Here is a 13348-nt window from a genome sequence, read left to right as displayed (position 1 = left end):
GCTCCTTGAAAGCTACCAGGCGTATTGAAGGATTAATCGTCAATGAAGCTCACCACTGGTTGGTTGAAACCGCCTTATGCGAGCACCGGAATCGATCATCTGGGGACTCAGGCGCCCTGCGGGATGATCTATAGCCAGTTGCTTCCAGGCATCACCAACGTTACTGATCGGGCGCGCTACTACTCTTTCTACCCTTGGCTGGTCTGGTCTTATGACCAGCGCTATTTGAAAGACGACCATGCCCATTTTGTTGAGCGGTTCCGGCGGGCAGATTGCCTGTTCACTTTGATTGCCGAGCGGCACTCGCAGGTCAGTGATCAAGAAGGTGAGCAGCATGGCATCGCGATGGTTGGCCGCATCAAGCTCGTTCCGGCATTGGCTCGTTTGAAGGCTGGTGAGTCTCTACGTTTGTCGCAGTACGCAACGACCGAAAACACTGCGGACCGGTACTTTGTGAACAGGTTGGGTGGTCTTTCTCAGTACTACGCTGGCACCTTGGCCAATCTGTTGATCATGGAGTCTTCTACAACGTCATGGGCCAGATACAGCGAGGAGTACGGCACTCTGCTTGCGCAGAACTTCGATACGGACATTCCAGGCAAGCGTTTCTGGGAGATTGTGGAGGGGGACAAAGTCACCCAGGCGAATCTGGATGAACTGAGTGAGTTTTGCGCTTGCAACATTCCTTCGAGCCGCGCGGAATGCCAGCAGCTTGCCTCGTCGCAGATCGCCCAACTGATGTTCGTCGAGCTGTTGCGCGCCCATCTGGCGGCCTCCGGCGCGTTTCCCGTTGGATGGCTGCGGGCGCTGGGTGATTCGCGCCTGGCCCCCTCACTGCGCCTGATGCACCAAGCGCCCGAGCGGGACTGGAAACTCGAAGCGCTGGCCAGTGCGTGTGCAATGTCCCGAACCACTTTTTCGGTTCGTTTCAAGGCGTCAGTGGGGCGCACGCCGTTCGCATACCTTATCGAATGGCGTATGCGCCTGGCAGAACGTGCGCTGCGGGAAAGCGACCTCTCGGTGGCCGGGGTAGGTCAATCCCTGGGCTACACGTCTGAAAGCGCCTTCAGTCATGCCTTCAAGCGCGTGGTAGGACGTGCGCCCCGCAGTTACCGGGCTTCCCCCGACGCTTGCGTCACCGAGAAATAAGCACATCGACCGCTGGGGTGAGGCGATCCCCCCAGCGATCGACGCGGCCTCAATAGCGCATTTCCACCGCCACATACGCCCCAATCCCATCCCCCGGATACAACGACGCCGTATCCTGGCCCTTCGCGTCGTACAACGGCTGCACGGCCGTCACGTACTTCTGGTTGGTCAGGTTCTTCACATCCAGCGACACCTTCCAGTCTTTGCTCGGCGTTTCATACCCCACGTTCGCCCCAAAGATCGTGTAGGAGGGCGCGTAGAAGCTGTTCGCATAATCCACCGCCGTACGCGACGCCGACTGCACATTCACCCCGGTGTAGAAGCCCGCCGGGTGCTGGTACTGCACTTCGCCCTGATAGATGTGCTTGGGAATCCCCGGCAACTGGTTGTTGCCGAAGGTCGGGTCGTGCCGGTAGTAGAAGTCGTTATAGGTATACACCTGGCGCAGGGTGATCTTTTCACCCGAGGTGTTTTCCCACAGGCGTGTGTTCAGGCCGGCTTCGATGCCTTGGTGGATCGTCGGCGTGGCGTTGAACGCGCCGGTGACGGCAGCCTCGGTAGAGGTGGCTGGAATGATCTGCACGTTGAGCAATTCATTTTTCACCCACGAGCGGTAGAGCGCCAGGCTGCCGTCAAAGATGCCCGATGAACCCTTGATCCCGATTTCCACGGTATTGGCTTTCTGTTCCACCAGCGGCCGTACGTACGGTGCGGTCGGCCCGGAGCCGGAGTATTCCCACGACGCCGGTGGGTCGACGGAGCGGCTGACGTTGGCGAACACCTGCAGTTGGGGGTTGAACTCGTAACGCACGCCCACTCGCGGTGCCAGGCTCCAGTTGTCGTAGGTCACATCGCTCGGGTAGGTGGTGGTGTTGGCCACCAGGGACTCCTTGACGTCGGCGTGGCGGCGCACGTTGATCGCCGATACGCCGCTGGTCAGCCACAGGCCGTCCACCAGTTCCAGGTCGTTGCCCAGGGAGAACACGTGATCGAACGAGGAGCTGTAGTCGACGAACTTGCGCGTCTGTTTGTTGGCGAAAGTGGAGTCGACCTGGCCCTTGAGGTGTTCGGTGGAGGTGAAGGCCAGGCTGGAGCGGCTTTCGTGGCCGAACAGGGTGTCGCGCCGGTCGTAGTTGATCACCGCGCTCAGGTCATGCCAGTCCCAGTAGCTCGGGTTGCTCGGGCTGTTCGGGCTGTTGTTGTGGGCGTACTGGTAGTAGACGAAGCCCACCGACAGGGTGGCGTCGTCCTCAAAGGTGTAGGTGGTCTTGCTGCCGAGCCATACGCTGCCGGGTCGACGGCTGCCGGCGCCGCTGCTTTCGGCGGTGGCGCTGGCGCGGTCGGAGTGGTGCTTGACCGCGTCCAGGGTGGTGGCGCTTGGGTCGTTGTGGAACTCGTCGCGGTAACGCAGCATCACTCGGGTTTCGAGTTGCGGGCTGAAGCGGTAGCCAAAGTTGGCCACCACGCCCTGGCTCTTCGACAGGCTGTAGTCGCGGTAGCCGTCGCTGCGGTAGTTGTCGGCATTCAGGTAGTAATCGAACGCGCCCTCCACGCCGCCGACGCTCAGGCTTTGCTTGTTGTAGCCGTAGCTCCCGGTTTCCGCCCGCACTCGCAGGCCGGGTGCGGTGTAGCCGGTCTGGTTGACGAAGTTGATGGCGCCGCCAAGGCTCAGCGCGCCGTATTGGAAGGCGTTGGCACCCCGCAGGATTTCGGTGTAGTTCACCCCCGAGCCATTGAGGAATTCGTAGGGTGTGCCGCCCGGGCCGGTGATCGGCAGGCCGTCGAACAGGAACTTGATGCCCTCACGGAAATACCCCGGCGAGGTGTTGGCCCCCGATCCACGAATGGAAATCTTGGCCGCGTCGTTGCCACCGGTGGACTGCACAAACACTCCGGGCTGATAGGCGAGGGTGTCCTGCAAGGTGGCGGTGCGTCCCTTGGCCACCTGTTCGCTGTCGACCACGCTGGTGCCGCCCGGCACCTCGGACAACTGACTTTTTGCCGCCTCCACGGGGGTGATTTTTTGCGCCTCCACCGTCACCGTTTTCAGCTGCGGGGCGGTCGACGGGGCGGCCTCGTCATCCGCAAAGGCCGCGGCGGAAAACACCAGCGCTGAACCGAACCCGAAGGCGGTCAGCCGTGTGGTTTGCCGGATGGCAAGGGGTAACTTTTTCAACTCTGCACGAAAGAATGGAGCCATTAAACGTGTTCCTTATGAATAGATAAAAAGTGCCAGCTTTCTATTCGAATAGTCATGCCTGTTTCGCTCTGAGCAGGTTCTATGCCAATGCTGTTTATCAATGAATGCGGGCATTCAGTGGGTGTTGAAGTGTTCTGCGGGAGACTTTGTTTTGGGTGACTGTCTGGTTTGCAACAGTCAACTTTATTAGCGAGGTCTACGGCAGCTGTCGCGAACGCAACAGTGGATAAGCAGTGTGTAAGGTTGCCAACAATTCGGGGGCGTATAACGGGTATAACGATATAAGTGTTTGGCAGCGATATCCCCGGTTTATAAGGGTTTTGCGCTGTTTTTGTGGTCGAGGGTCGGCTCTTTTAAAGACTGGCATGCTCACTGCATTGCACCCTGTTGTTGCACACTTTCGAGTGCCTCTAAGGACGCGTCATTGACAACCCTCCTGAAACTTTCGGCGATTATTTCACTGTCCCTGGCGATCACGGCCTGTTCGCCGGCTGCGGCACCCCAACATGAAACTTCTGCGGCCGATGGCACGGTTACCCACGGTGTAGTGACGTATTCGGCAACGGACTTTCATGAGACATCACCGGGCCGCAACGGCGGAACTTTGCGCGTCTCAGCTGCTTCCGATGCCGGCAGTTTCGATGTTCATGCACTGTCCAACGGCAATATCCAGTGGATGGGCCGGATTCTCTTCGATTGCCTGGTGTACCAGGACGAGCAGGGCAATATCAGCCCGTGGCTGGCGCGCTCCTGGGACATCTCCGAAGACGGCAAGACCTACACCTTTCACCTGCGCGATGACGTGACCTTCAGCGACGGCGAGAAATTCAGCGCCCGGGCGCTGCAAACCAACCTGGAACACATGCGCGACCCGGCCACCAAGTCCCCGCTCGCAGCGGCCTACATTGCGCCGTACCTGGACGGCAAGGTCATCGACGACTACACCTTTGAAGCCCATTTGCGCGAACCCTATACGCCGTTCCTCGACGTACTGGCGCAGTCCTGGCTGAGCATGATCTCCCCCCGACAGATTCGCGAAGCGCCCAAGACTATCGCCGAACACCCCATCGGCAGCGGCCCGTTCCTGTTGCAGAGTTACACCCGTGACCAGGGCGCGGTGTTTATCAAACGCCCCGGCTACCACTGGGCGCCACCGGTGACGCGGCACACGGGGGAGGCGTACCTGGACCGTATCGAATTGAGCTACGTCCCCGAAGCCATGATCCGCTTCACGGCGCTTGAGTCCGGCCAGTCGGATTTTGCCCTCGATGCACCGGCCCAGAACGCCGCCGCCATCCGCGCCAACCCCCATCTTGTGATGCGCAGCCGTATCCGCAAAGGCAACCCCAGCCGCAGCATGACCTTCAACGTTGAGCAGCCACCGTTCGATGACGTGCGTGTACGCCGCGCAGTCGCCAAGGCCATCGACCGCGAAGGCCTGGCATGGATTTCCGGCTTCGGTGAGTACATCGCCAAGGCGGATTTCCTGGCGGCCAACACCCGGTTTTATCAACCCAACAACGATGCCCTGGCCTACGACGTCAACGCCGCCAACACGTTGCTGGACGAGGCCGGTTGGACCGGGCGCGATGCCCAGGGTTATCGAACCCGCGACGGGCAGCGCCTCAAGGCCACGCTGCTGACCTATGACAACCCGGCGTTTCCCGCCAGCGTCTCGGTGGCCATCCAGGCCGACCTGAAAAAAGTCGGCTTCGAGATGCCCATCGAAATGCTGCCCCTGACCCGCGTAACCGAGAAACGCTACGCCGGGAAATTCCAGGCGCTGGCCGGCGGTTACTGGCACACCAACACACCGGATGGCCTGTTCGTGCTCTATCACAGCCAGGCCATCAGCACCGACAAGACCATCGGCCAGAACGTCGGGCGTTTTCGCGATGCCGAACTGGACCGGGTGCTCAGCGCCGCTCGCCAATCCCGTGACCCGGCGCAGTTGCAGGCGCTCTACGGCGAAGCGCAAAAGCGCCTGACCGAAACCGTGCCCGCCGTGCCGTCGGTGGAAAGCCAGGTGCTCACCGCCTATGGCCGGCAAGTCCATGGCGTGATTTTCGATACCTCCCACAACGTACCGTTCTTCACCAGCGTCTGGCTGGACCGGGGGCAACCATGAGCCTGTTCAAATCCATCGCCTGGCGCCTGCTGGCGGGCATTGGCGTGCTGTGGGGCGCGGCGACGCTGACCTTTCTCGCCGTCAATTTCAGCGGCGGTGACACCGCGCTGGCGATCCTCGGCGGCCCGGATTCGATGCCCACCCCGGAGCTGTTGGCCCGGGTGCGGGCCGAGTACGGCCTGGACCAGCCGCTGATCGTGCAATACGGCAATTACCTGGTGCGCCTGGCCCATGGCGACCTGGGCGAGTCCTACCGCTTGCGCATCCCGGTGCAGCAGGCGATCAGTGAACAGATCGGCGCAACCCTTCAATTGTCCCTGAGCGCCGCGCTGCTGGCGGTGGTGTTGGCACTGGTGTGCGCGATCCTCACCGCCAACCGTTCACGCTGGGTCCGCTCCGTCGTTTCAGGCTCCGAGCTGGTGCTGTCATCCGCGCCTTCGTTTGTGATCGGCATGCTGCTGTTGCTGGTGTTTTCGTTTCATTGGCACTGGTTGCCGCCGTCCGGCTCCGTGGGTTGGCGCTCGTTGATCCTGCCCTCCGTCGCGCTGGCCCTGCCGGTGGCGGCGGTGCTGACCCAGCTGCTGCGCCAGTCCCTGGAAGACACCCTCGAACAACCTTTTATCGCCATGGCGCGCGCACGCGGCCTGTCCGAAACCGCCGTGCGCCTGCGCCATGCCTTGCGCCACGCCCTGGTGCCGTTGGTGACCCTGGCCGGGTTCGTGTTCGCCAGCCTGCTGGGCGGCGCGGTGGTGGTGGAGTTGCTGTTTGCACGCCAGGGCATCGGGCGCCTGATGCTCGACGCTACCAGCAACAAAGACGTGCCGATGGTGCTGGGGGTGACGTTGCTTGCGGCCACGGTGTACGTGCTGGTGAACCTGGCCGTCGATTTGATCAACCGCTGGATTGACCCCCGGGCCAATCAGGCGTGAGTGCCTTTGAAGAAGGAAAAACCATGAGTGTTTCGATCCCCGCGCAGGTGAGTTATGCCGACTTGCACCTGCGTTTCGCCGACGTATTTGCACGCATCGCCGACACCGCCGTCGCCCGTGAGCAACAGCGCGAACTGGCCCATGACGCGGTGGCGTGGCTGCGTGAGGCCGGCTTTGGTGCCCTGCGCGTGCCGCAGGCCCTGGGCGGGCTGGGTGCCAGCCTGCCGCAGTTGTTTCGCCTGTTGATCGAGCTGGGCGAGGCCGATTCAAACCTGCCGCAGATCGTGCGCGCGCATTTCGGTTTTGTAGAAGGCCGGCTGTCCAGCCGCGACAGCGAGTCCCAGGCGTACTGGTTCGCCAAAGTCGTCGACGGCGAACTGTGGGGCGCCGCCATGGCGGAGCGCACCGACACCACCCGCAACTCGGTGACCCTCAGCGCGGTCGATTCCGGCTGGCAGCTGGACGGCGAGAAGTACTACTGCACCGGTACGCTGTACGCCAACTGGATCGCTGCCGTCGCCCTGGATGGCGAGGATTTTGTCAGCCTCGCGGTGCGTACCGATGCGCCAGGCGTCACTGTCGAGGACGACTGGGACGGCTTTGGCCAGCGCCTCACCGGCAGCGGCACCACACGCTTCAAGGCGGTCGACGTACCGGCCCGGCACATCGTGCGGCGCTTCAAGAAAGACGAGCTGCGTGCGGAGTCCTACCTGAGCGCGTTCTACCAGCTGTTCCACCTGGCGACCCTGGCCGGCATCGCCAACGCGGTGCTGCGCGACGCCACCGAATTCGTCAAAGGCCGCACCCGTGCGTTTGGGGTGCCGGGGCAATCAAGCCCCAAGGATGATCCGCTGGTGCAGCGGGTGGTCGGTCGCCTGTCGAGCCTGGCGTATGCGGCACGCACCCAGGTGCTGGCCGTCGCCGAGGTGCTGCAGGACGTGCACGAAGCAGAGCAGGGCGGCTACGCAACCGAACAGCATTACACCGAGGCTGAGATTCGCGCTTTTCAGGCGCAACAGATCGTGCTGGAACAAGTGCTGGAAGCCACCACCCTGTTGTTCGAAGTTGGCGGCGCGTCCGCCACCAGCGAGTCGCGACGCTTCGACCGCCACTGGCGCAACGCCCGAACCCTGGCCTCCCACAACCCGGCGATCTTTCGCGAACGGGCCCTGGGCAATTACTACCTCAACGACGTCACCCCCAACGCCGCCTGGCGCAGCCTGCAAGCCGCCGACGCCGAGCAGCAGGCCGCCCGCGACGAAGCGAGTGCGGTATGAGCCTTCAACCCTTGCATAAAAAAGGATCACCCATGCGTTACCGTCAACTGGGCAACAGCGACATCCAAGTCAGCGTGCTGGGCCTGGGCACCATGACCTGGGGCCACCAGAACACCGAACACGATGCCCATCAACAGATCGACCTGGCGCTGGCCGAAGGCATCAATTTCATCGACACCGCCGAGATGTACCCCACGCCCACCAAGGCCGAAACCTGGCGCACCACCGAGCGCTATATCGGCAGTTGGCTGGCGGCCAGTGGCCGACGGGACGAGGTGATCCTGGCGAGTAAAATCGCCGGCCCGGCCCGTGACCACAGCAGCCAGCAGCACATCCGCGACGGCCTCAGCCACCACGACCGGCGCAACATCGTCGAAGCCCTGGACGGCAGCCTCAAACGCCTGAACACCGACTACCTCGACCTGTACCAACTGCACTGGCCCGACCGCACCACCAACATCTTCGGCCAGCGCGAATACCCGTATCAGGCAGACACCCAAAGCGTCGCCATCGAAGAAACCCTGGCGGTGCTGGCCGATCAGGTCAAGGCCGGCAAGGTGCGGCACATCGGTGTGTCCAATGAAACCCCGTGGGGCGTGGCCGAGTTTCTCAAGCAAAGCGAACGCCTTGGCCTGCCGCGCATTGCCAGTGTGCAAAACCCCTACAGCCTGCTTAATCGCCTGTACGAAGGCGGGCTCTCGGAGTTCAGCCACCGCGAAGGCGTCGGCCTGCTCGCGTACTCGCCCCTGGCCTTCGGTGCGCTCACCGGCAAGTACCTGGGCGGCGCACGTCCCGAGGGCTCGCGGTTGTCGGCGGTGTACCGCACCTTCAATCGTTATGACAGCGCCTCGGCTCAGGAAGCCATCACCGGCTACGTGGAGATTGCCCGGCAACACGGCCTGACACCGGCCCAGTTGGCGTTGGCGTTCATCATCGACAAACCCTTCGTCACCAGCGCGCTCACCGGGCAAACCAGCCTGGCGCAATTGCGCGACAACCTCGGCGCGCTGGACGTGAACCTCAGCGACGAGATCAAGGCGCAGGTCCAGGCCATCCACCAGCGCATCCCCAACCCCGCGCCCTAGCACCAGGAGCCTGGCATGACGCACACCATTGAAACCTTGATCGCAGGGCCAAGGGGCAGTCGCCCGTTGCGTCTTGCCGGGCTGACCCGGCTGCGGCCTGGCCTGTTGCTCGCCGGGGTGTTTGTCGGGCTGCTGCTGTTGGCCGCCGTTGTTCCGCACTGGCTGGCCCCGTATGACCCGCTGGATGCCACGGCGCGCCTGGCGTTCCAGGCCCCGAGCAACGTGCATTGGCTGGGCACCGACGAGAATGGGCGTGACGTGCTCAGCCGGCTGATTTATGGCGTGCGCTCGTCGCTGTTCATGGGCCTCGCCGCCACCGCGCTGGGGCTGGCCTGGGGCACCTTGCTCGGGTTGATCGCCGGCCTTGGCCCACGCTGGCTGGACGGCGCCTTGATGCGCGGGATCGATGTGCTGCTGTCCTTTCCCGACCTGTTGCTGGCGCTGGTGATCATCACGTTTTTCGGCCAGGGCACGGCCAATCTGATCCTTGCCGTGGGCATCGCCGGCGTGCCGCGGTATGCGCGGCTGGTGCGGGCGCAAACCCTCACCGTGCGCAACGCCGGCTACGTCGAATCCGCCGTCACCCTAGGCCAATCGCAGCTGGCCGTGGTGCTGCGGCACATCCTGCCGAATGCGTTCAAACCGGTGCTGATCCTCGCCACCATCGGCATCGGCGGTGCGATCACCGCCGGTGCCGCCTTGAGTTTTCTCGGCTTTGGCGCACCGCCGCCCGCGCCGGAGTGGGGCGGGATGATGGCCATCGGGCGCAGCTTCCTGGCCAACGCTCCGTGGCTGGTGGCCTGGCCGGCTCTGATCATCACCCTGACCGTTGTCTCCATCAGTGCCATCGGCCGCGAACTGTTGCGCCGCAGCGAAGGAAAGCCTCTATGACGATGAATATCCATACCCTCGGCCCGCTGGTCGACATCCGCGACCTGACCGTACGTTTCGGTCAGGCCGAGCCGGTATTGCACGGTGTCAGCCTGCAGTTGAACCGTGGCGAATGCCTGGCGCTGGTGGGCGAATCGGGCTCCGGTAAAAGCGTCACCGCCCGTACCCTGGCCGGCCTCACGGGCAAGGAGGCTAGCGTCCAGGCCGCCAAGCTGGCCTTCCAGGGCGTCGACCTGCGCCAGCTCAATGAACGGGCCTGGCAGCAACTGCGCGGCGCGAGCATCGGTTTTGTGATGCAGGACGCACTGGGCGCGCTGGACCCACTGCGCCGTGTGGGCGCCGAGATTGAAGAACCGTTGCACCTGCACACGTCGTTGGGCCTGGAAGCGCGCCGCCTGCGGGTGCTGGAGCTGCTGCGGGATGTCGGCGTGCCGGAACCGGAACTGCGCGCCAGCCAATACCCGTGGCAACTCTCCGGTGGCTTGCGCCAGCGCGCGCTGATCGCCTCGGCCATTGCCTGCAACCCACGGCTGATCATTGCCGATGAGCCCACCACGGCCCTGGACGCCACGGTGCAGGCCCAGGTCATCGCGCTGCTGGAAAGCCTGCGCGGTGAAGACAACGCACTGCTGATGGTCAGCCATGACCTGTCGGTGGTCTCGCGCCTGGCCGACCGCGTGGCCGTGATGCGCCACGGGGTGATCGTGGAGGAGGGCAGCACCGAACAGGTCCTGCAAGACCCGCGTCATCCATACACCCAACTGCTGCTGCGGGCGGCCAAGGCCGTGCACTTCCAGCCCACACGCCGATTGCTCACGGCGGTCGAACCCGAGCCCGTGCCCCAGGGCGAAGTGCTGCTGGAAGCCCGCGAGCTGTCCAAAACCTTTGTCGGCCCCGACGGCAAAACCCGCACGGTGCTGAACCAGGTGTCGTTGCAGCTGCGTCGCGGCGAGACCCTCGGCGTGGTGGGCGAATCGGGCTGCGGCAAGACCACCTTGACCCGCCTGATACTCGGCCTGGAAACCGCCGACGCCGGCGAGGTATGGATCAAGGGCCAGCGCTGGTCCGACCTCGACGCCAAGCAAAAACGCGAAGCCCGGCGTGCGGTGCAGGTGGTGTTCCAGGACCCGCTCAGCTCCTTCGACCCGCGCTACACCGTGCAGCGTGTGCTGTTCGAAGCGCTGGTGGTGGCTGGCGTACCGCGTCACGCACGGCGCGACCGCGCCCTGGAACTGCTGGACCTGGTGCGCCTCGATGCCAGCGCCTTGTCCCGTCGCCCCATCGAACTCTCCGGCGGCCAGCGCCAGCGCATCGCGATTGCCCGGGCCCTGGCTTCGGAGCCGAAAATTTTGATCTGCGATGAGCCGGTGTCGGCGCTGGACGTATCGGTACAGGCACAGATTCTGGAGCTGCTCGACGACCTCAAGCGCCGCCTTGGCCTGGCCTGCCTGTTCATCTCCCATGACCTTGGCGTGATCAACCACGTCAGCGAGCGCGTGCTGGTGATGAAGGCCGGCGAAGGGGTGGAGTCCGGCTCGGTACGCGCGGTGTTCGACCGCCCGGCCCACGCCTATACCCGCGCGCTGATCGACGCGATTCCGACCCTTGAAACCGACTACACGCCAGTCCCGTTCTACCTGAACGTCGCGATCTGACGTATTGGAAAAAGTATCTACGAAAGGAGTGCTCCTGGTGCCCAAGCAATTGCACGTGAATTTGTTTGAGATGAACTGCGTCAGTCACATCGTCCATGGTTTGTGGGTGCACCCGGACAACAACCGGCACCGCTTCAACGACCTGGACTACTGGACCGAGCTGGCGCAACTGCTGGAATACGGCACCTTCGACGGTGTGTTCCTGGCTGACGTGATCGGCACCTACGACCGCTTTCGCGATGGCCCTGAAACGTCCTTGCGTGAAGGCATGCAGATTCCCAGCAACGACCCGCTGTTGGTGATTCCGGCGATGGCCGGGGTGACCAAGAATCTTGGTTTTGGCGCGACCTTTTCCACCACCTACGAACCGCCGTTTGCCTTTGCGCGGCGCATGAGCACCCTTGATCACCTGACCAAAGGTCGGGTGGGCTGGAATATCGTCACCTCGTACTTGCCGAATGCCGCGCGCAATTTTGGGCACGATACCGAGGTGGTCCATGATCACCGTTACGAGATCGCCGACGAATACCTCGACGTGTTGTACAAGCTTTGGGAGGGCTCGTGGGATGACGATGCGGTGATTGTCGACCGTGAGCGGCGGATCTACACCGACCCGGACAAGGTGCGCTATATCAACCACGTGGGGGAGCATTTCAAGGTGGCCGGGCCGCACCTGTGCCAGCCTTCGCGGCAGCGTACGCCGGTGCTGTTCCAGGCCACCGGGTCGCCTGCCGGCATCGAGTTTGCGGGGCGGCATGCTGAAGTGGTGTTTACCGGTGGGAATGATGCGCCGGCGGTGCGTGCGAATATCCAGGCCATGCGGCAGAAGGCGGTTGAACATGATCGCGATCCGGCGGGGTTGAAGTTTATCGTCATGGCTGGGGTGATCGTGGGGCGTACCGATGAGGAGGTGAGTGCCAAGCTCGACAGCTATCGCAAGTTGGTGAGTGTCGAGGCGTCGCTGGCTCATGGGCAGTCGGCGATCGATTTGACGGCGTATCCGCGGGATACCTTGATCAGTGAGCTGGTGAGTCGGCAGGTCAAGGGGTGGGAGAGTTTGAGTCGGTACAAAGCGGACTCCACTGTTGGGGCGGTATTGGCGCAGCTTGGGGGGTTTAATCGCGAGCGGTTTTTTGTGGCGGGTACACCGACGGTGGTGGCGGATGCGATTGAAAAATGGCTGGATGAGGATGGGATCGACGGGATTAACCTGAGGCAGTATTTGTCGTTTGAGACGGCGCGGGATTTCATTGAATTGGTGGTGCCGGAGTTGCGTCGTCGTGGGCGGTTTCGTGAGCGGTATAACGAGGGGGAGACGTTGCGGGAGCGGTTGTTTGGGGCTGGGCGGGCGCGGTTGCCGCATGATCATTTTGGTGCGCGTTATCGGGATCCGGTGGCGTTGCTTCAGCCCGCGTTGCCGTTGCGGTTTCCGGCGTGAGTGGTGTGCCTGAGGGGGTTCTGTATTTCAGGGCTGCCAGGGTGGATGATGCGCCGCGGTTGGCGCACATTCATTTGCAGACCTGGCAGGCTGCGTACCGGGAGATTTTGTCCGAGCGTTTTCTTGCTGACCTGAACAGCGGGGTGTCACAGCGCACTGCGTTTCTGGCCCAGGCCATAGGTGGTGGCACCTTGTCGGTGTGGGTAGTGGAGTTGGACGGGGAGCTCGTGGCGTGGGCGTCGTTTGGTAGCAGTCGGGATGTGGATGCGCCGCCGGTTACTGGAGAACTGCGTGCGCTTAATCTGTTGCCTGGGATCTGGGGGCAGGGGATTGGTACGCGGCTTTGGGGGCGGGTTCGGGAGCAGTTGATCGAGGCCGGTTTTATCAGTGCGACCGTTTGGGTGGTGCAGGGGAATCGGCGTGCTCAGGGTTTCTATCGGGCGCTTGGGTTTGTGGCTGAGCCGCAGACTGAAAAGACCGTGGTGGAACATGATGAGCCGTTGCCGTTGGTGCGATATCGGGTGCAGCTTAAGGTTTTTGTGGGAAATGAAGTTTGAGTACATATCCGTTATTTAGGTAACGGCGGCTTATGGTTC

At 62.7% G+C, this 13348-nt stretch carries 10 protein-coding genes; 9 read left to right on the top strand and 1 reads right to left on the bottom strand.

Going from position 1 to position 13348, the window contains the following annotated elements; translation table 11 throughout:
* The first annotated feature begins 42 nt into the window (after positions 1–42).
* Entirely contained in the window at positions 43–1149 is a 1107-nt protein-coding gene (locus HX855_RS05645) for a helix-turn-helix domain-containing protein (protein ID WP_256353046.1), read from the top strand.
* A gap of 49 nt (positions 1150–1198) precedes the next feature.
* On the opposite strand, the gene HX855_RS05640 is transcribed toward HX855_RS05645, so the two are convergent.
* Positions 1199–3349, bottom strand: coding sequence for a TonB-dependent receptor (locus HX855_RS05640; RefSeq protein ID WP_177087839.1), 2151 nt, complete (start codon positions 3347–3349; stop codon positions 1199–1201).
* 424 nt (positions 3350–3773) lie between these two features.
* On the opposite strand from HX855_RS05640, the gene HX855_RS05635 reads away from it, so the two are divergent.
* The 8 genes from HX855_RS05635 to HX855_RS05600 are packed head-to-tail and all read left to right on the top strand — an operon-like array spanning position 3774 to position 13309.
* A complete protein-coding gene (locus HX855_RS05635; protein ID WP_177087841.1) occupies positions 3774–5477 on the top strand; it encodes an ABC transporter substrate-binding protein in 1704 nt (567 codons plus the stop codon).
* A complete protein-coding gene (locus tag HX855_RS05630) occupies positions 5474–6406 on the top strand; it encodes an ABC transporter permease (protein ID WP_177087843.1) in 933 nt (310 codons plus the stop codon). Before HX855_RS05635 ends, HX855_RS05630 begins: the two co-directional genes overlap by 4 nt.
* A gap of 23 nt (positions 6407–6429) precedes the next feature.
* Entirely contained in the window at positions 6430–7683 is a 1254-nt protein-coding gene (locus tag HX855_RS05625) for an acyl-CoA dehydrogenase family protein (protein WP_177087845.1), read from the top strand.
* Between the two features lie 32 nt (positions 7684–7715).
* Entirely contained in the window at positions 7716–8768 is a 1053-nt protein-coding gene (locus tag HX855_RS05620; protein WP_177087847.1) for an NADP(H)-dependent aldo-keto reductase, read from the top strand.
* Positions 8769–8783: 15 nt separating this feature from the next.
* Entirely contained in the window at positions 8784–9659 is an 876-nt protein-coding gene (locus HX855_RS05615; RefSeq protein WP_177087849.1) for an ABC transporter permease, read from the top strand.
* On the top strand, positions 9656–11314 hold the full coding sequence (locus HX855_RS05610; RefSeq protein WP_177087851.1) for an ABC transporter ATP-binding protein: 1659 nt from the start codon (positions 9656–9658) through the stop codon (positions 11312–11314). Before HX855_RS05615 ends, HX855_RS05610 begins: the two co-directional genes overlap by 4 nt.
* A 37-nt stretch (positions 11315–11351) precedes the next feature.
* On the top strand, positions 11352–12752 hold the full coding sequence (locus HX855_RS05605; RefSeq protein ID WP_177087853.1) for an LLM class flavin-dependent oxidoreductase: 1401 nt from the start codon (positions 11352–11354) through the stop codon (positions 12750–12752).
* Between the two features lie 41 nt (positions 12753–12793).
* Positions 12794–13309 (top strand): GNAT family N-acetyltransferase, encoded by a 516-nt coding sequence (locus HX855_RS05600; RefSeq protein WP_177087855.1) that lies wholly within the window; start codon positions 12794–12796, stop codon positions 13307–13309.
* The last annotated feature ends 39 nt before the right edge of the window (positions 13310–13348 follow it).

It is taken from the genome of Pseudomonas sp. IPO3778 (assembly GCF_013386825.1).
Classification (GTDB): Bacteria; Pseudomonadota; Gammaproteobacteria; order Pseudomonadales; family Pseudomonadaceae; genus Aquipseudomonas.
The sequence above is the reverse complement of the archived record's forward strand: the minus strand, read 5'-3'. Positions and strand labels throughout refer to the sequence as shown.